This is a genomic window from Sphingobacteriaceae bacterium (genome assembly GCA_016715905.1).
GTDB lineage: Bacteria > Bacteroidota > Bacteroidia > B-17B0 > Aurantibacillaceae > Aurantibacillus.
In genome coordinates, this window is sequence record JADJXI010000004.1 from 295,210 (window position 1) to 314,633 (window position 19,424).

The window sequence follows — 19,424 nt, forward strand, 5'->3', positions numbered from 1 at the left end:
TCATTTTAGTTTAATGTAAATTTTATTCCATTCTTCCTCATTTACATTTATTAGTAAGGTTTTAAACGGACTGGAATTTCCTTTCGATAATATTATAGAACTTTTTGGAATTTTAAATGAATTTGACAAATAGTTTATTAAATATTTATTGGCTTCGCCATCAATTGCTTTGGCCTTAATTTTAATAATCCATCCTTCGTTTGTCATCTGAATCTCATCTTTGAACGAAGAAGGTTTAACTTTTATTTTTAAAATTATCATTCAATAATTAGAATTGGTATTATTTTCATTTTAATCGGTTGGCGTTTTTGGTAAATAAAGCTACGATTTTAGAAATAAAAAAGATAGTTTGAGTTTTAAAAAGAATGAGACACTGTTGATCTCTTTCTTGTTAAATGAAGTTGCCGGGAAATTAATTTGCTTTAATAAAGTCTTGGATAGAATTATATTTCTTTTTTACTTACCAAATGTTTTCAGTAGTCTCATGTGCGAGTTAAAGGCCTTTAAAAAACTATCGTTTTCTAAATACCGAATGCCAAATTCCTCTGCAGTATTTTTCACAATAGGAGCAATAGCCGGGTAATGAATATGACAAATATTAGGAAAAAGATGATGCTCTACCTGATAATTTAAACCGCCCAGGTACCAGGTAAGTATTTTACTTTTTCTGGAAAAATTAGAGGTGGTGTTTAATTGGTGAATCGCCCATGTATTAATAATTGTACCTTCTTTATCCGGTAATGGGTGTGTTGTGTTTTCTACAGTATGGGCCAACTGAAATATGACAGACAGAATAATTCCGGCCATAAAATGCATGAGTAAAAATCCTAAAATATAATTCAACGCCGGCAATTGTAGTATGAAAATGGGCAGAATAATGAAAACGAAAAAATATAAAATTTTAGCAATAATCAATTTGGTAAAATTTTTCTGATTGGTTGAATCAGAATCTTTATTTATACCGGATTTGATATATTTTCTAAATTGAACAAAGTCTTTAATAAGGGCCCAATATAAGGTAAGTATTGCATAAAAGAAAAAAACGTAAATAAATTGAAATCGGTGAAACCATTTAGGTTTGCTGTGAGGAGAAAAGCGAAAAAAAAGTTTATCTTCAATATCTTCATCCATGTCAACTATATTCGTATACGTATGATGTAAAATATTGTGTTGTAATTTCCAGTTAAAGATAGAACCTCCAACTAAATTAATACTTACGCCAATCCAATAATTAGTTTTACTATTTCCTGAATAGGCGCCGTGATTAGCATCGTGCATAACCGACATGCCAATGCCGGCTTTTGAAAAACCCATAATAAACCACAAGGTGTAGTTTATTATAGGTGGATAATTCAGAAATAGAATAAGAGTGAAAGGTAAAATATAAGCCGTTAATAAAAGAACAGTTTTCACAACCATTTTTGAATTAAAATTTTTGGAAATATTATTGCTTCTGAAATGTTGATCAACACGATTTCTGAGTGTTGCAAAAAATTCGCTTCTGTTTTTGTCTTTATCAATAAATTTTATCTGCTGCATTTCTATTTTTTTTCACATAAATAAATAGTTATTTAAATTCAATTTATTTGAAGCGTTATGAATAAGGATGAGCAGCTACCACGGGAATATTTGACTTCACTAGTTTGCGAATATCCTTTAGATAATCCATTTCATCTTGTGAGCAAAAAGAAAAAGCAATACCGGTAGATCCGGCACGGCCAGTACGTCCAATGCGATGCACATAGGTTTCTGCTTGTTCCGGTATTTCAAAATTAATTACGTGAGATAGTTTATCTATATCAATTCCACGCGAAGCGATATCCGTGGCTACTAATATTCTAATTTTTCTACTTTTAAATCCCGTTAATGCTCTTTCTCTCGCACCTTGTGATTTATCGCCATGTATGGCTTCAGAACTAATTCCGTTTTTGTTTAGTTCTTTTGCAACTCGGTCAGCGCCTCTTTTCGTACGAGTAAACACTAAGGCATGCTCTACATTGTTGGTGTTTATTACATGTTTTAATAAAGACCTTTTGTTTTCTTTAGCCACATAATATATACTCTGTTCAACTAAAGGAGTAGAGGAGGATACCGGTGTTACCGAAATATGAACAGGATTAATTAGTAATGTATTCGCAAGTTTCATAATTTCCGGAGTTGCAGTGGCAGAGAAAAACAAGGTTTGTCTTTGCTTGGGAAGTTTGCTTATTATTTTATTAATGTCGCGAATGAATCCCATATCCAACATTCTGTCGGCTTCATCTAAAACAAAGTATTCTATTTTACTCAGATTAATAATTCCCTGGTTCATAAGGTCTAATAATCTCCCGGGAGTTGCAATAATTATATCTACTCCTTTTTGAAGTTCTCTTTCTTGATTTTTTTGAGAAACTCCTCCAAAAATAGTAACGTGTGATAATTTGAGGTTGATGCTGTATTGACGGATGTTCTCGCTGATTTGCAAGGCAAGTTCACGGGTAGGCGCAAGAATAAGTGCTTTAATTGCTTTTGTTTGTATTCCGCTGTGTAATTTTTGCAAAATTGGTAAGGTAAATGCTCCGGTTTTACCTGTTCCGGTTTGAGCGCAGCCAAAAAGATCTTTTCCGTTTAAAATAGGTGTAATTGCTTTTTCTTGGATTGGTGTTGGATTTTTGTATCCAATAGTTTCTAGCGCCCTTAATAAGGGCTCTGATAAATTTAATTCTTTAAATGTCATTAAGTTAATTGTATTAATAATCGCGCGTAGTTATATGAGGGTAACAACACCGCTTTAACCTTATAAATTGTAATAAAAAAATTGAATGGTTGCCGATTATAGCATTCAGAGATTGTGATACAATCCTCAAAAGGATGTACAAATATAAACAAAATTTTGATAATCAACTACAGACCGTTACGTCCTTAGTCATAAATAATTGTAATAGGCTGATATAATAATAAGCGCATTTTTCTTAAATTTGTGGAAATCTGAGCGGGTTTAGTTTCACAAATCTACTTTAAACAGATTTATGAAATGCATGGCTAAATCAAAACAAACTTTCCAAAAAGTAGAAAAAGAGAAAAAGAAAAAGCTTAAACAAAAAGAAAAAGATGAAAAACGCGCTTTAAGAAAAGAGAATTCCGGTAAAGGAAAGGGGCTTGAAGATATGATGGCGTATGTGGATCACAATGGAAATATTTCTAATACACCTCCTGATCCTAAACTTAAGGTTGAAATAAAAGCAGAAGACATTCAATTAGGTGCTCAGTCTTTTTCAAAAGATAGCATGGATAAAGTTAATATTGGACGAGTTGCTATTTATTATCAAGAGAAAAATTTCGGATTTATTAAAAGTAATGAAACACAAGAGAAGATCTTTTTCCATATATCTGGAGCTAATTATGATGTTAAGGCCGGGGATATGGTTACGTATGAACTGGTGAAAGGACTTAGAGGATTAAATGCGGTGAATATCACCAAATCCGAATCGGCACAATAATTTTTCGGACAAGTATTATTAGGAGAAAATTCAACCTAATATTTTCAGAGCCTAATATAAAATAACCTAATGATTTACTAACGAATTATTCGTGAATTGCTTGATTTGCGTTAATTGTAAAATAATTTCAGCCCTATTATTTATTTAAAACCAACTTCGCAAAACCGTTACCGGATTTCACCAGGTATACACCATTGGGATATATACTCATATCTAGTTCTTTATTATCAGAACTAAAGAGTAGCTCTCCATACATATTGTAAACGTGTACGTCTTCTCGAGTGCCGACACTGAATTTTCCATTTGTAGGATTAGGTACAATGCTCAATTGAACGCTTCGTGATCTAGAATCTACAGATATTATACCTGAGTATTCGCTTATTCCGTTTGACTCTACTGATCTCAGCCTGTAATAATTGGTGCCATTACGAGGAGAATTGTCAATGAATGAGTAGGAATTATTTAAATGGCTATTTCCTTTAACATTAACTTTTCCAAGTTCTTCATATGCATTGGCATTTGCGCTTCTTTCCACAACAAAATGATCCATATTTGTTTCTTCGGTGCTTGTCCAATTGAGTTGATTCGCAGTACCCACAGATTCCCCGGCAAAATTTAATATACTTATAGGAAGAATTGTAGTACAGGGAACGCCAAAAATCTGATGCGTAATGAAGCCATTGCCACAAGCCAAAATTTCATTGTTGGTGTAATGCGTTACATCGTAAACCGGACCGCTAGTAGCCTGGAAAGAAAGAAAATTTAACAGAGAGTCGTATTGATATACACCAGTTCCTGATCCAACATAAACGTTACCGCAAGGATCTACATCCAAACCACTGTTAGCATCATTAGCTCCACCCGGAATTGTTAATGAGTTAATCAGAGCACCGGTAAGTATGTTCCTTCTGAAAAGAGTAGAGCCATTATTGGTGTAAACATATGAGTTGCTTGCTGCAATACCATTATACCCGCAAATAGTAGGTAGCGGACCGTTACAGTATAGTGGAGTGCCATTGTAAGGCGGATTATGCAATGCGGGTTGATTGAATATTAGTCCGAAAGCCGGAGTAACCCCAACAACCCTTTCATCAGCTGATCCATCACAGGTAATTCCAAAATAATTTCCGGCTTGGTTGCGATATTGTGCACGAAAATCTTTACTGGCAGGTAAAATGTTGGTGGTGCCAAGCCTGTTTCCGTTAGTTAAATCGATGTTCGAAAAACGACCTCCGGGAAATGAGTCGCCGGCAACTACAGCACCGGCAGGTGAGGCTGTGAGACACCAAAACTCTATGGTTGTAGCTCCTGTATTATTCCAAACCACAGCGCCGGCTGATGTTAGGCGTGAGATATAAGGAACAGCACCACTCATATTGTGACCAGAAGTAACATATACATTACCGGCTCCATCAACAGCAAGGTCGCCAGGGCGTTGTCCGTTATTAAGTGTATTAGTTACCCAAAGTAAATTTCCGGCATTGTCGAATTTTCTTACTTGGTAAGGATTGAGCCCCCCATAAACATAAATATCCAATGCATTATCTTTCTCAATGTCAAAAGCGATATTTTGACTTAATAATGCCGGACTAACACTCCATGGATCAACAACAACCTCACGATTATTATCATAATTGCCAAGTTGAATAGTTACTTGGTTTCCGGAAACAGAAAAGGATGAGCTGATTGGCGATTTGTCGTCTTTATAAAAAGTTATAGGCGCGTGGTCAATAATATCACCTTCTGAAGTATGAATGTATAGATTTCCGTTGCTTAACGTGATCCCTTGATTGTCGGAATATTCCATTGTTACTACAGAAATATCCGCACCCGGCTTCATCATAAATTCATACTTTATACCGGTTTCCGGATGAAAGCTGAAATGAACATCAATACCCGGATAGAGTTCCTTATATAATAAATGACGATAACCATGCACATGGTTAATGTCAAGAATAGGACTGTTACCCATAGAGAAATTGTAATAGTGAGGAACTTCTTCCCAGCTTAGAATTTGTGCTGTAGGGTTGGCATTAAGCCATTTCATTTGTATAGTTTTTATACTTCGTTCAGCATTCCAAGATTCTTCTTCCTCTTCTTGAGGACTATCAAATGGAGCAAGACCTATTGCTTTATTTTCGGCCCAACTTCCGGGTACCTGTTTCCAAGTATCAAAACGCCAAGTTAAACCTTTTGGTGAGAAAAATATTTTAACAGCACCTTGATCTACCGCATATTTAATATTTTCATTTGCTAATAGAGATTGACCATTGTACTGCCCTTCATTTTTTACAAAAGTCTTGTCATTAAACGCATCTTTTTGCCAATTAGTGGAGCTACGAGCCTTTGAAAGAATAGGAAAGGTCATTGATGTAACAACGAAAAGAACAGGTATAAAAGCCTTCATTTTAATTTTAAATTATTTATTATTAAATAAGGACAAACAATTAGTCTATGTAAAGTTAGAATAAAAAACAAATTCATCAAATCTTTAAACAATAACTTTCACAAAAAAGTAGTTGATAATGAATTATGGTTTATTGATTTGAATCGTTTTAAGTTTCAGATTTATTATAAAATAAGTCCAATAACGATTTATGCTGATTAAACTATTAAACAGATTTGATTTATTGAAGTATTGAATAAAATTGCAAAAAAATGAATAAAAAGCAGACTATTAAAAAATAGTCTGCTTTTGTACCTAGGAGGAGACTCGTCCTGATAGTTATCGGGATCTCACGCCTTGCGGCATACTCACCTCAAGCGTACTTGTATACCCCCCCGATCCGCCGCGACGGACTATCGGGACCAATATTAATAATTAAATGAATTAAAAAAGCCCCGCCAAAGCGGGGCTGAACCGTATCCGGGAAGAGACTCGAACTCTCACGCCTTGCGGCATACGCACCTCAAGCGTACTTGTATACCATTCCAACACCCGGACTTAATATACTTCCTGATAACAACCAGGACTAAACACTAGAGTAGTTCCATGCAAAGATGCAATTTTTAAAAGAAAATTGGTCGTAATTTATATAGGAACTTTAGAAAATTTAATGATTAACTTTTTTATCATTTCAGGATGTTTACATAAATTTTCAATGTATTTTTTAGACTTCATAGCTTTTATATGTTTTTCTATTTTTCTCGCTACAGTCTCGTCTAAGTCATTTATAGAAAAATATAAAACCCAATCTTCGGCAACGGACGTAAATGACTTGATATATGTTTTATTTTTATGCTCCAATATTCGTTCTTTTACGTTAAGACAACTGCCAGTATAATATTTATTGATTTTAGCAGAAAATAATATGTAAACAGCAGCCATTTTAATTCACAAATTACGCAGCTCAAGCGTTCTTTTATACCTCCCGATAGCTATCGGGACCAACACCCGGACTTAATATACTTCCTAATAACAATCAGGACTAAACACTAGAGTAGTTCCATGCAAAGATGCAATTTTTAAAAGAAAATTGGTCGTAATTTATATAGGAACTTTAGAAAATTTAATGATTAACTTTTCTATCATTTCAGGATGTTTACATAAATTTTCAATGTATTTTTTAGACTTCATAGCTTTTATATGTTTTTCTATTTTTCTCGCTACAGTCTCGTCTAAGTCATTTATAGAAAAATATAAAACCCAATCTTCGGCAACAGACGTAAATGACTTGATATATGTTTTATTTTTATGCTCCAATATTCGTTCTTTTACGTTAAGACAACTGCCAGTATAATATTTATTGATTTTAGCAGAAAATAATATGTAAACAGCAGCCATTTTAATTCACAAATTACGCAGCTCAAGCGTTCTTTTATACCTCCCGATAGCTATCGGGACCAACACCCGGACTTAATATACTTCCTAATAACAATCAGGACTAAATGACGAGGCGCCCGAAGGCACTCGTCATCGCGAATTTTAACTCGCGACACTAGAGTATTCTCGTGCAAAGATGCAATTTTTTTAATAAATGAAAATGAAAGAAGTACTTCTATACCTCCCGATCCGCCGCTGCCGACCCATCAGAACCAACCCGTGGACTTGTATTCCAATTGAAAACCGGCAGAAGAAATTGCGAGTTATCCGCAACATTTGAGCCAAGCCTCATTTTATTGATGGTTTTTAGCTAAAATCACATCATTTTTTGCCAAAACATAATTATTACCTATATTTGTCGCCCGTTTCAAAGCCGCTGTTTACACAGGGTAAAGAATGCTTTAAACGATAATTTAAAACAAATAAACATGAGCCTTTTATTAGACTATGTAAAAAGTCAGCTGACGCACAAAGTAGAGCATCCTGATTTTAAAGCCGGAGACACGGTAACCGTGCATTATAAAATTAAAGAGGGTGACAAAGAACGTATCCAACAATTTTCAGGTGTTGTAATTCAAAGAAAAAATGAAAACGCAACGGCTTCTTTTACTGTACGTAAAATAAGTAATGGAATTGGCGTTGAACGTATTTTCCCAACAGCTTCTCCTTTTATTGATAAAATTGTTGTGAACAAATCCGGAGTAGTTAGAAGAGCAAAACTTTTCTATATTAGAAAATTAACCGGTAAGGCTGCCCGTATCCGCGAGAAGGTAGGGAATATTGATAATTCATAATGAATAAATTTAATAAGTTAAAACCCGATGATTTCATCGGGTTTTTTTATGTAAAAATATTAGGCAAAAAAAAAGTCCCATTTTTCAATGAGACTTTTTTATATTTCTTAGAAAGAATTATTTCATTAAGTCAACCGGAGTATCCACTCCTTTAATAGTTACTTTAACTGCATTATCGCAATCCATCATTCCTTCATTACTGAAATCAACTTTACGAGGCTCTAATGTTCCTGTAGTAAAGTTAGCAATACCACCAATAAACGGATGCCATTCTGAATAAACAATTACTGTATTATTTGTTACTCCTAATACTTTATCGGGAGCACATGCATAATTACGAACTAATGGAGTTTCACTAATTGAGAAAGTAAATGCAGTTCCGGCTTTAGTTTCTCCTTTAGAATCTCCTGAATATTCCAAGTTTGCATTGTCAGCAACCACTGTGCTTGACCAAGCTATAGGTAATAATTTAGTTGAGGGGAATATCTTAACATTGTTTGTATTCACTAATGTTTTAGTCATCTTTCCTTCCCAAACCATATTTTTAGCTACATCAGCTACATTTTCAATAGATAACTTTCCTTCATAAGTCCAAGTTAATTTATCAGCTGAAGTACTAAAAGCAGCTAATGGACCTTTACTAACATTGGTTACTATAAATGGATTTACAGTTTTGATATTCCATCCATCAACCCAATAGTTATTTAAATCAACAGTGGCAACAAATCCCGGATCATGGTAAATTGAGGCACTATAAGATGCGGGGCTTGACGATTTCGTAATCTGTATGGTTCCATCGCGTTTTTTTCCATCGCTACAAGTTACAGATCCGGAGAAAACAACAGTTAAAACATTTCCGCTAGTATTATTGGTAATTGTTCCAGTTGAACCCGGCGCAATAGCCATATATTTTGTTGCAGTTTGTCCTTCAGCAATATATGCAACTACTTGCTCTAATTCAGCAGCAACCGTATTCGCGTAAATCACATCTTTTGTGCTTTGAAACTCAGTATCTTGTACGGGTTCAGCAACAGTTTTATCTTTATTGCAACTTGCGAAAAATAAAGCAGTAGCTAGAACGGAACAACCTAAAATAACTTTTTTCATTTTCATAAACGTTTTGAAATAATTTTGATGCAATTTAGCACAATTAATTTAAAGTACAAAATCTGTTAAAAGTGATTTTATTTCCAAATAGCAAAATTAATCTGGGACTGTCGGTAACCGAAAAAAGAAAAGACGGTTTTCATAATATTGAAACTGTTTTTTACCCCGTAAATTGGTTAGATGTTTTAGAAATCACACTACTTACTAAGTCTAACCATTTAGAAATCAACACCTCAGGGATTTCCATTAAAGGTAATGTTGAACAAAATCTAATTTACAAAGCCTGGGAACTGGTAAAAAAGGATGTTAATTTGCCGGGCATGCGTGTTGATTTATTTAAAAATATTCCCATGGGTGCTGGTTTAGGCGGGGGGAGTTCTGACGCTGCTTTTTTCCTGAAAGCACTGAATACCAAGTGCGAATTAAATTTAAATGAAAGTCAATTGCTTACTTATGCCAATCAATTAGGGAGTGATTGTGCTTTTTTCTTAAAAAATAATGCCCTATTTGCCCATGGAAAAGGGAATGAATTCGAAGGAATAAATATTAATCTCTCTGCCTACTGTATATTAATTGTTTATCCTAATATTCATAGTAATACTGCTGAAGCTTATGGTGGATTGAGCTTAAAAGATTTACCCACTCAAAACGTTAAGGAAATTGTTGAACAAATACCGGTTGAACAATGGAAAAATACACTGTACAATCATTTCGAGGTATCTATTTTGATGAAATACCCAAAATTAACTGAGATTAAACAATATCTTTATTCGAAAAATGCCCTATATGTTTCACTAAGCGGCAGTGGAAGTGCAATTTATGCCATTTTTAAAAACGCACCGGAATTATTAGAATGGCCTCACGGGTTTCATTACTTTTTACAAAAACCCAATTCAAACGCTTTGTAATTGGGATAAATATTTTTTCTTTGCAATTCCAAATTAAGACCCCGTTTTAGAAAAGAAAACTGGAAAAATTTTAATTTTTGTATCATGTTAGTGATGAAATTTGGCGGAACAAGTGTTGGAAGTCCGCAACGTATTAAAGAGCTGGTAAAGCTAACGGTTGATGAACGTCCGAAAATTGTGGTTTTGAGTGCCATGAGTGGGACCACCAATGCTTTGGTTGAAATAAATACTTCCTTATACAGTCGAAATATTGATGAAGCTAAAAATCAAATAAACAATTTAAAAACAAAATACGAGACGGTTATTGATGAGTTGTTTAGTAAAAACGAAATTAAATTAAAAGCAGAACAACTTATTCATACGCATTTTAAATATCTTAATTCCTTCACCCTGGATATGTTTACGGCTAATGAAGAAAAGGCAATATTGGCACAAGGTGAATTATTAAGTACGGCACTATTTCATTATTACTTAGAAGAGCAGGGAATACCCTCTGTACTTTTGCCGGCTTTAAATTTTATGCGGATTGATAAAAATGAAGAACCTGATTTAAAATATATTGAAAAATATTTACTGGAAGAATTGAGTAAATTTTCAGGAGAAAAATTATTTATTACTCAAGGATATATATGTAGAAATGAATTCGGAGAAATCGATAATTTGAAAAGAGGAGGGAGTGATTATACAGCATCACTTATTGGTGCCGCCATAAAAAGCGAAGAAGTGCAAATTTGGACCGATATTGATGGTATGCATAATAATGATCCGCGTATGGTAAACAAAACGCATCCTATTCATGAATTGAGTTTTGATGAAGCTGCCGAGTTGGCGTACTTTGGTGCAAAAATTTTACACCCCACTTGTATTTTACCTGCCCAAAAAAGAAACGTGCCTGTTCGTTTAAAAAACACCATGCAACCGGATGCCCAAGGAACTATTATTTCTAATAAAACCGGAAATGAAGGAATAAAAGCAGTTGCAGCTAAAGATGGAATTTTAGCTTTAAATATTAAAAGCGAGCGAATGCTATTGGCACATGGTTTTTTAAGGGCCGTATTTGAAATATTTGAACGGCATAAAACTTCCATTGATATGATTACAACTAGTGAAGTAGCAGTTTCGCTCACTATTGATAATGATAAGTATTTGAATGAAATTTTGAGTGAATTGAAAGAGATAGCTCATGTGGAGGTAGAAAGAGATCAAACCATCATTTGTGTGGTAGGTCAGCTTAGCAAAAGCTCGATAGGAAACGGTGTAAAAGTTTTGGATGCATTAAAAGAAATTCCGCTCCGAATGGTTTCTTATGGCGGAAGTCCAAATAATATTTCAGTTTTGGTGCATAGCGATCATAAAAAACAAGCGCTACAGGCCTTAAATAAAGGATTGTTTAATTATAACTGATTCGCATTTATGTTTCCTACAAAACATTTAGAAAAATTTAGTCAGACAGACACGCCGTTTTATTATTACGATAAACAATTGTTGATTCAAACGTTAGAAAGTTTAAATAAAAGTAAGCCCAAAAATTATACGGTACATTACGCTTTAAAAGCGAATTCCAATATTGAAATATTAAAATTAATACGAGAGCATAATATTGGCGCCGACTGTGTAAGCGGAAATGAAGTAAAAAGAGCAGTGGAATGCGGATTTCATAATAACGAAATTGTTTTTGCAGGAGTTGGTAAAAGTGATGTCGAAATTAACTATGCGCTTGATCACGACATATTTTGTTTTAATGTAGAAAGTATTCCGGAGTTAAGTGTCATTAACCAATTGGCTTCTCAAAAAAATAAAGTGGCTAGAATTGCTTTGCGTATAAATCCAAATGTGGATGCGTATACACACAAATATATTACAACCGGATTGGAAGAAAATAAATTTGGTATAAATCCCTATGAATTTGATGAAGTATTAGGTGTACTTAAGAATTTAAAAAACCTGCAGTTTATTGGCTTGCATTTTCACATTGGTTCTCAAATTAATGATTTGAAGCCTTACAAAAATTTATGTACACGGGTAAACGAAATAAATAAATGGTTTATTTCCAAAGGTTTTTTACTGGAAGTGATTAATGTGGGTGGAGGTTTAGGAATTGATTATCAAGAGCCTGATAAAAATGCAATTGTTGATTTCGATAGTTTTTTTAAGGTGTTTGTTCAGTTTTTAGAATTAGAGCCATCACAAAAGGTACATTTTGAATTAGGCAGAGCGCTTGTGGGGCAATGTGGCAGCTTAATTTCACGAGTGCTTTACGTTAAAAAAGGCATTAACACCAATTTTGCTATATTAGATGCAGGCATGACCGAATTAATTCGTCCGGCTTTGTATCAAGCCTATCATAAAATTGAAAATATAAGTTCCGGTTTTTTAAAAAGAACAAATGAAAAAATTGAAAAATACGATGTTGTTGGGCCGATATGTGAAAGCAGCGATTGCTTTGGTAAAGCTGTAGAATTAAAATCCTGTAATCGTGGTGATCTTATTGCTATACGAAGTGCCGGTGCATATGGTGAGGTAATGAGTAGTCAATATAATTTACGAGATCAGGTGAAAAGCTATTTTTTTTAGTGTCACCTTGTCACTTCTTTTCTGAATTTTTTACGCAAAAACCTGAATATATCTGAAAAAATGACCTTTTTATTTAATAAGGGGTCTTTGGTACGATTTATGCTCGTACATTAGCGAAAATTTTTAAAATCTAATAATTAATTATATGGCAAAAGTAAATTTTAAACCTCTGGCCGACAGAGTACTTGTTGAACCTGCAAAAGCAGAAACGAAAACCGCTGGTGGAATTATCATTCCAGATACAGCAAAAGAAAAACCCATGAAAGGAAAAGTAATTGCTGTAGGTAGCGGTAAACCCGATGAGCCTATGACCGTAAAAGCCGGTGATGAAGTATTGTACGGTAAGTATGCCGGAACCGAAATTTTAGTGGATGGTAAAGAGCTTTTAATTATGAGAGAAAGCGATATTTATGCAATCATTTAATTTTAAAAATCATAAAATAATTATTTAAAAAAGTAAAAAGAGAAAGTATATGGCAAAAGATATCACATTTAATATAGAAGCTCGTGATGCGTTAAAGCGTGGAGTTGATGCATTGGCAAATGCAGTAAAAGTAACATTAGGCCCTAAAGGCAGAAACGTTATTATCGATAAAAAATTTGGTTCACCGCAAATTACTAAAGATGGTGTAACTGTTGCAAAGGAAATTGAATTAAGCAATCCGGTTGAAAATATGGGTGCGCAGTTATTGAAAGAAGTGGCTTCAAAAACGGCTGATGTTGCTGGTGATGGAACCACAACTGCAACTGTTTTAGGACAGGCTATTGTAACTGCGGGTTTAAAAAACGTGGCTGCAGGTGCAAACCCAATGGATTTAAAAAGAGGGATTGATAAGGCGGTTACTGCAGTGGTTGAAAATTTAAAAAAGCAGTCACAGAATATTGGAAATGAAAATAAAAAAATTGAGCAAGTGGCAACCATATCTGCTAATAACGATAGTGCTATTGGAAAATTAATAGCAGAAGCTATGAATAAAGTGAAGAAAGAAGGAGTTATTACTGTTGAAGAAGCAAAAGGAACAGAAACTACAGTTGAAGTAGTGGAAGGTATGCAATTTGACAGAGGCTATATTTCTCCTTACTTCGTTACTAATGTGGATAAAATGGAAACAGTTCTAGAAAATCCATATGTGTTGATTTATGAAAAGAAAATCAGCGGCATGAAAGAATTACTTCCCATTTTAGAAAAAGCTGTTCAATCCGGTAAACCTTTATTAATTATAGCAGAAGATTTAGATGGGGAAGCTTTACAAACTTTAGTAGTAAACAGATTGCGTGCAAATTTAAAAATAGCTGCAGTTAAAGCTCCCGGATTTGGTGACAGAAGAAAAGCCATGTTGGAAGATATTGCTATTTTAACCGGAGGAACATTTATTAGCGATGAGCAAGGCAGAAGATTGGAAGATGCAGATTTAGTTGATTTAGGAAGAGCTGAAAAAATTACCATTGATAAAGATAACACCACCATTGTAAATGGAGCAGGTAAGAAAGCTGACATTGCACTACGTGTTAATCAAATTAAATCTCAAATTGAAGCCACAACTTCTGATTACGACAGAGAAAAATTACAAGAGCGTTTAGCGAAATTAGCCGGAGGTGTTGCTGTGCTTTATATTGGAGCAGCAAGTGAAGTGGAGATGAAAGAGAAGAAAGACAGAGTTGATGATGCTTTAGCGGCTACACGTGCTGCAGTTGAAGAAGGTATTGTTCCGGGTGGAGGTACTGCTTATATCAGAGCAATTTCTTCATTAGAAAAGTTAAAAGGAGCTAATGAAGATGAAACTACCGGAATCCAAATTGTGAAACGTGCAATAGAAGAACCTTTACGTCAAATTTGCACCAATTGTGGAATTGAAGGTTCAATTGTTGTACAACGTGTAAAAGAAGGAAAAGATGATTTTGGTTTTAATGCACGTACGGAGACTTACGAAAATTTATTAAAAGCAGGTGTAATCGATCCAACTAAAGTAAGTCGTGTTGCATTAGAAAATGCTGCATCAGTTGCGGCCATGCTTTTAACAACCGATTGTGTTTTAGCTGAGAAAAAAGAAGATAAACCTGCTCCTCATGGTCACGGTCCGGATATGGGCGGCATGGGCGGCATGATGTGATGAAACACTTAGCTTTTACGTAGCGAAGCAAGTAAAAGGTTAGTGTTTCACATCCCGAGCGAAGAGAAGCGTAGCCTCGGGATGATGAAAAGATTAAGAGGGCGTTCTTAATGAACGCTCTTTTTTTATTACACTTAGCTTTTACGTAGCGAAGCAAGTAAAAGGTTAGTGTTTCACATCCCGAGCGAAGAGAAGCGTAGCCTCGGGATGATGAAAAGATAAAGAGGGCGTTCTGATTGAACGCTCTTTTTTATTACACTTAGCTTTTACGTAGCGAAGCAAGTAAAAGGTTAGTGTTTCACATCCCGAGCGAAGAGAAGCGTAGCCTCGGGATGATGAAAAGATTAAGAGGGCGTTCTTAATGAACGCTCTTTTTTTATTACACTTAGCTTTTACGTAGCGAAGCAAGTAAAAGGTTAGTGTTTCACATCCCGAGCGAAGAGAAGCGTAGCCTCGGGATGATGAAAAGATAAAGAGGGCGTTCTGATTGAACGCTCTTTTTTATTACACTTAGCTTTTACGCAGCGAAGCATTAAAAGGTTAGTGTTTCACATCCCGAGCGAAGAGAAAGGTAGCCTCGGGATGATGAAAAGATAAAGAGGGCGTTCTGATTGAACGCTCTTTTTTATTACACTTAGCTTTTACGCAGCGGAGCAAGTAAAAGTTTAGTGTTTCACATCCCGAGCGAAGAGAAAGGTAGCCTCGGGATGATGAAAAGATTAAGAGGGTGTTCTTTATGAACGCTCTTTTTTTTTGTTTATGGTGCAAATCAAATTGTGATACTACTCATAACATTTTTTATACCCATTGGCTATGAATAGGAATTTAATAATTAAGAAGTTTGACGTTCATTTAAATTATATTTAACAATTAAAATCAATCATGAAATGGACAAAAATAAGTACGTCACAATAATTTAATTGAAATGAAACATAAAGTTTACTAACCTAACATTCTGATTATCAATAAATAAGACTATAACTATTCTTTTTAATGGATTTAAACCTTAGCCTGTTTAAAATCAGCTTATTAAATCCGTTTATATTGCCACAGATTCAATAAATCATCTTATATTTGCTAAAATCTTTAACCAAAAAAAACTATGAAAAAAATTACATTGTTAGCAGTTGTTGCCCTTGCTGTAACATTTACTGCTTGTAAAAAAGAAAGAACTTGTAAGTGTACATCTACTCCTGTTTCTTCTACAACTAATGGAGTTGCTGCAACTACATTAGGAAATCCTTCGACTACTGAAACGAAGTATTCAAAAACTTCAAAAAATGGTGCTGGTTGCGCTAGTGGTGAAACTACTTCAACTTCTACAAGCACTTGGGGTGGTACAACTTATACTACAATTAATGTAGATAAAATGGATTGCTCATTATCTTAATAATTAAATCAAATAAAAAAATATGAAAAAAGTAATTTTTATGGCCGCTATAGCGGTTTTAGGCATGACTTCTTGTAAAAAAGACAGAACTTGCAAATGCACAACAACTGTAACTTCTCAAACTTTTAATGGAGTTGCTAATCCAACTTTACCAGCTGCTTCAACAGAAGAAACCAAATACACAAAAGCTTCTAAAAAAGCTGTTGATTGCAATAGCGGAGAAGAGACTTGGACACAGGTTTCAGGTGCTAATACCACAATTCAAGTTCAAAAAGTTGATTGTTCACTTAGTTAATTAATAAAAAATTAGAAATATGAAAAAAATATTATTGATAGCAGCTGTTGCCGGTTTAACGATGGTTTCCTGCAAAAAAGAAAGAACATGTACTTGCTCTGCAACTTATGTGTCTTCTACAACAAATGGAGTAGCAAATACTTTACCTACCGGTACTATGACTTATGTTAAGAAAAACGACAAAGTGTCAAAAGGTGGAGCTCATTGCAATAGCGGTGAAGAAACAAGTACTACATCATGGACATCTGGTGGTACAACTTACACCAATGTTGATGTAATGAAGTTTGATTGTTCATTAGACTAATTTAAAGTTTAATTTATTTCTTAATAATCTAAAGGATAAAAGAAATTAAAACACCCCAACAAATAGTTGGGGTGTTTTTTTTGTGAATTAATGAAAAGTATTACTTTAATTAACAAATCTTCTTTTAATAAATTCTAAATTTGTTTAATAATTAAAAATTAAAAAAAGAATGAAAATTAAATTAACCATGATTGCGGTAGCTTGCATAATGCTTGCTTCCTGCAAAAAAGAAAGAACATGTACTTGTACTTCTACGTACACCAGTACAGGTGGTATAGTGTCTGTTGGGCAACCTTATACTACTACTTATAAAAAAATAAAGAAAAGAGATGCGAAAAAATTATGTGTTTCCAGTAAGTATGAAGATATAGATCTTACACCAAACCCGGGCACTTCAATAACAGATACTAAATGTGAATTAAAATAATAAGATCGGATATGAAAAAAATATTTTTATTGGCTGTAATAGCTGTAGCAGTTATTACAACATCTTGTAAAAAGGAAAGAGTTTGTTCTTGCGATTGGACAAGCACAACCACATCTAGTAGTCCGGGAGGCACGGTAACTACAGCATCTAGCGGTACTGAAAAATGGACTGCAACCGATAAGGTGAAAAAAGGATGGGCCAAAGAAAACGCTGAGTGTTATGACAGAACAGAATCATATACGAATATTTGGGGAACTACCACTCAAACTACGGTTAGAGAATATACCTGTGAATTAGACTAATCTCATGAAATTCTCCTTGTCAGGTATATTACTTTTGTTGTTTATTTCTTCTTGTAAGAAAGAATATACGTGCACATGTACTTCGGTTGTAAATGGAAATACAGCTACTTCAGTTACAAAAGCAACCATGAGAAAGAAGGATTCAAAAACTTGGTGTAACTCTTCCACTTCATTTGTCAGTGCAGGCACTTCGGCAAGTTGTGAATTAAGTTAGTTTTTACGTATAAAACAAAAAATCCATCAGAAACTTTCTGATGGATTTTTTTTATGCATTAATTCTAACTTCTAACTTCTAACTTCTCACTTCTTAATTCTCTCCACGTAAGCTCCGGTTCTGGTATCTACTTTTACCCAATCTCCTTCGTTCATAAATAAAGGCACATTTATTTCGGTACCGGTATCTATGGTTTGCTTTCTTTAATGTATTGGTGGCTGTATCACCTTTAACCCCAGGTTCGGTATACGTGATTTGGGCTTCAATAAAAGTTGGCGCTTCAGCAATGATGGGTTCGTCTCCCTCAAAGCTTACTTTCACTTCCATGCCTTCTTTTAAAAATTTTGCCTGATCACCAAGCATCAATTTAGGTAAATGAATTTGTTCGTAGTTTTCTGTATCCATCAATACTACAAAGTCTCCTTCAACGTAAATGAATTGCATCATCTTATAGTCAACGCGTACAATGTCTACTAACTCACCGCTTCTGAAACGATTCTCTGTTTGTTTACCGTTCTTCAAATTTTTCATTTTGGCTTGGTAAAAAGCACGCAAATTTCCCGGAGTTCTGTGTTGGTACTCCATTATCTGCATTAATTCTCCGTTAAAACGGATCACTGATCCTACGCCTATATCTCCTGTGTCTGCCATGTTATTTTATTTTTATTATGCTTGGTTAATTATTTCTTCGGTTATATCATGTACTACACCCATAGCAGAGAATTTTTCTATTCTTTGCTCAATTCTTTTTTCAGGGCTAAGTGAATTTAGTTCTTTCAAATATTTTAGAATGGCTTGCTTTACCGTTTCAAATGTTTCCTCATGATTTCTATGCGCACCTCCAACGGGTTCACGAATAGTACCGTCTATTAATCCATTCTTACTCATATCTTCGGCCGTCAGTTTTAAAGCTTCTGCTGCTTTTTCTTTAAAATTCCAACTTCTCCATAATATGGATGAACAACTTTCGGGAGAAATTACCGAATACCAGGTGTTTTCCAACATCAATACTCTGTCACCAATGCCAATTCCTAATGCACCACCACTTGCTCCTTCGCCAATAATGATACAAATTACCGGCACTTTTAATTGGGCCATTTCTAATAAATTTCTGGCAATGGCTTCTCCTTGTCCTCTTTCTTCAGCTTCCAGGCCGGGATAAGCTCCAGGCGTATCAATTAATGTTACAATGGGCTTATTGAATTTTTCTGCCAATTTCATTAAGCGTAAAGCTTTACGATATCCTTCCGGATTGGCCATTCCAAATCTTCGGATCTGACGCATTTTGGTATTGACACCTTTTTGCTGACCAATAAACATAACGGTTTGCCCGTCTATTTCTCCAAAACCACCCACCATGGCCTTATCATCAGCAACGGTTCTATCACCATGTAATTCAATAAATGAATTATTGGTAATTTTTTCGATGTAGGCTAAGGTATACGGCCGCTCGGGATGTCTGCTTACTTGCACACGTTGCCAAGGACTTAAATTCGAATATATTTCTTTCGTTTTTTCAAGAATATGCCTTTCCAATTCTGCAATCTTATCCTTAAAATCAACTTTGCTTTTAGCAGAAACTTCCTTCAGTTTGGTTAACTCTGTTTCCAAATCCTGAATGGGTTTTTCAAAATCCAAATAGGTCATTAAAATTGAATTAGTTAGGGGGCAAAAGTACTATTTTTTGTGTCTGAAA

The 19,424-nt window shown here is 34.7% G+C and carries 21 protein-coding genes and 1 pseudogene; 13 read left to right on the forward strand and 9 right to left on the reverse strand.

The window, feature by feature from the left end; translation table 11 throughout:
* The 3 genes from IPM51_05490 to IPM51_05500 all read right to left on the reverse strand — a co-directional run bounded on the left by IPM51_05490 (nt 1) and on the right by IPM51_05500 (nt 2,716).
* Nucleotides 1–261 carry a DUF167 domain-containing protein gene (locus IPM51_05490; protein ID MBK9283758.1) on the reverse strand — a complete coding sequence of 87 codons (261 nt, stop codon included), beginning with the start codon at nt 259–261 and terminating at the stop codon, nt 1–3.
* Nucleotides 262–456: 195 nt separating this feature from the next.
* Nucleotides 457–1,539 (reverse strand): acyl-CoA desaturase, encoded by a 1,083-nt coding sequence (locus tag IPM51_05495; protein ID MBK9283759.1) that lies wholly within the window; start codon nt 1,537–1,539, stop codon nt 457–459.
* A 55-nt stretch (nt 1,540–1,594) separates the two neighbouring features.
* Nucleotides 1,595–2,716 carry a DEAD/DEAH box helicase gene (locus IPM51_05500; GenBank protein ID MBK9283760.1) on the reverse strand — a complete coding sequence of 374 codons (1,122 nt, stop codon included), beginning with the start codon at nt 2,714–2,716 and terminating at the stop codon, nt 1,595–1,597.
* Nucleotides 2,717–3,017: 301 nt separating this feature from the next.
* On the opposite strand from IPM51_05500, the gene IPM51_05505 reads away from it, so the two are divergent.
* Complete coding sequence (locus IPM51_05505; protein ID MBK9283761.1) at nt 3,018–3,479, forward strand: cold shock domain-containing protein; 462 nt, start codon at nt 3,018–3,020, stop codon at nt 3,477–3,479.
* Between the two features lie 136 nt (nt 3,480–3,615).
* Here IPM51_05505 and IPM51_05510 read toward each other — a convergent pair whose 3' ends face one another.
* The 3 genes from IPM51_05510 to IPM51_05520 form a co-directional block, all read right to left on the reverse strand.
* Nucleotides 3,616–5,886, reverse strand: a complete 2,271-nt coding sequence (locus tag IPM51_05510) for a hypothetical protein (protein MBK9283762.1) — start codon at nt 5,884–5,886, stop codon at nt 3,616–3,618.
* A gap of 624 nt (nt 5,887–6,510) precedes the next feature.
* The gene (locus tag IPM51_05515) at nt 6,511–6,807 is read right to left on the reverse strand and encodes a GIY-YIG nuclease family protein (protein MBK9283763.1); all 297 of its coding nucleotides are present in this window, start codon (nt 6,805–6,807) and stop codon (nt 6,511–6,513) included.
* A 159-nt stretch (nt 6,808–6,966) separates the two neighbouring features.
* The gene (locus IPM51_05520; GenBank protein ID MBK9283764.1) at nt 6,967–7,263 is read right to left on the reverse strand and encodes a GIY-YIG nuclease family protein; all 297 of its coding nucleotides are present in this window, start codon (nt 7,261–7,263) and stop codon (nt 6,967–6,969) included.
* A 467-nt stretch (nt 7,264–7,730) separates the two neighbouring features.
* Here IPM51_05520 and rplS point away from each other — a divergent pair, with 467 nt between their 5' ends.
* Complete coding sequence (gene rplS / locus IPM51_05525) at nt 7,731–8,096, forward strand: 50S ribosomal protein L19 (GenBank protein ID MBK9283765.1); 366 nt, start codon at nt 7,731–7,733, stop codon at nt 8,094–8,096.
* Nucleotides 8,097–8,213: 117 nt separating this feature from the next.
* On the opposite strand, the gene IPM51_05530 is transcribed toward rplS, so the two are convergent.
* Nucleotides 8,214–9,203, reverse strand: coding sequence for a hypothetical protein (locus IPM51_05530; protein MBK9283766.1), 990 nt, complete (start codon nt 9,201–9,203; stop codon nt 8,214–8,216).
* A 71-nt stretch (nt 9,204–9,274) separates the two neighbouring features.
* Between IPM51_05530 and IPM51_05535 the strand changes: the two genes are divergently transcribed.
* The 11 genes from IPM51_05535 to IPM51_05585 all read left to right on the forward strand — a co-directional run bounded on the left by IPM51_05535 (nt 9,275) and on the right by IPM51_05585 (nt 17,728).
* Nucleotides 9,275–10,111, forward strand: coding sequence for a 4-(cytidine 5'-diphospho)-2-C-methyl-D-erythritol kinase (locus tag IPM51_05535; protein MBK9283767.1), 837 nt, complete (start codon nt 9,275–9,277; stop codon nt 10,109–10,111).
* Between the two features lie 84 nt (nt 10,112–10,195).
* Nucleotides 10,196–11,515, forward strand: a complete 1,320-nt coding sequence (locus tag IPM51_05540; GenBank protein ID MBK9283768.1) for an aspartate kinase — start codon at nt 10,196–10,198, stop codon at nt 11,513–11,515.
* A gap of 9 nt (nt 11,516–11,524) precedes the next feature.
* On the forward strand, nt 11,525–12,685 hold the full coding sequence (gene lysA / locus IPM51_05545; protein MBK9283769.1) for a diaminopimelate decarboxylase: 1,161 nt from the start codon (nt 11,525–11,527) through the stop codon (nt 12,683–12,685).
* A 145-nt stretch (nt 12,686–12,830) separates the two neighbouring features.
* Entirely contained in the window at nt 12,831–13,109 is a 279-nt protein-coding gene (locus tag IPM51_05550; protein ID MBK9283770.1) for a co-chaperone GroES, read from the forward strand.
* 49 nt (nt 13,110–13,158) lie between these two features.
* On the forward strand, nt 13,159–14,796 hold the full coding sequence (groL, locus tag IPM51_05555; GenBank protein ID MBK9283771.1) for a chaperonin GroEL: 1,638 nt from the start codon (nt 13,159–13,161) through the stop codon (nt 14,794–14,796).
* Nucleotides 14,797–15,898: 1,102 nt separating this feature from the next.
* Nucleotides 15,899–16,186: a hypothetical protein gene (locus tag IPM51_05560; protein ID MBK9283772.1), complete on the forward strand. Its 288-nt coding sequence runs from the start codon at nt 15,899–15,901 to the stop codon at nt 16,184–16,186.
* A gap of 22 nt (nt 16,187–16,208) precedes the next feature.
* Complete coding sequence (locus IPM51_05565; GenBank protein MBK9283773.1) at nt 16,209–16,481, forward strand: hypothetical protein; 273 nt, start codon at nt 16,209–16,211, stop codon at nt 16,479–16,481.
* A gap of 19 nt (nt 16,482–16,500) precedes the next feature.
* Complete coding sequence (locus IPM51_05570; protein ID MBK9283774.1) at nt 16,501–16,785, forward strand: hypothetical protein; 285 nt, start codon at nt 16,501–16,503, stop codon at nt 16,783–16,785.
* A 169-nt stretch (nt 16,786–16,954) separates the two neighbouring features.
* Nucleotides 16,955–17,212, forward strand: a complete 258-nt coding sequence (locus IPM51_05575) for a hypothetical protein (GenBank protein ID MBK9283775.1) — start codon at nt 16,955–16,957, stop codon at nt 17,210–17,212.
* 11 nt (nt 17,213–17,223) lie between these two features.
* Nucleotides 17,224–17,514 carry a hypothetical protein gene (locus IPM51_05580; GenBank protein ID MBK9283776.1) on the forward strand — a complete coding sequence of 97 codons (291 nt, stop codon included), beginning with the start codon at nt 17,224–17,226 and terminating at the stop codon, nt 17,512–17,514.
* A 4-nt stretch (nt 17,515–17,518) separates the two neighbouring features.
* Nucleotides 17,519–17,728: a hypothetical protein gene (locus tag IPM51_05585; GenBank protein MBK9283777.1), complete on the forward strand. Its 210-nt coding sequence runs from the start codon at nt 17,519–17,521 to the stop codon at nt 17,726–17,728.
* Nucleotides 17,729–17,814: 86 nt separating this feature from the next.
* Here IPM51_05585 and efp read toward each other — a convergent pair.
* Together efp and IPM51_05595 are read right to left on the reverse strand one after the other, a co-directional pair.
* Nucleotides 17,815–18,379 (reverse strand): annotated as a pseudogene (gene efp / locus IPM51_05590) (elongation factor P).
* Nucleotides 18,380–18,394: 15 nt separating this feature from the next.
* A complete protein-coding gene (locus IPM51_05595) occupies nt 18,395–19,375 on the reverse strand; it encodes an acetyl-CoA carboxylase carboxyltransferase subunit alpha (protein MBK9283778.1) in 981 nt (326 codons plus the stop codon).
* Nucleotides 19,376–19,424: the final 49 nt, after the last annotated feature.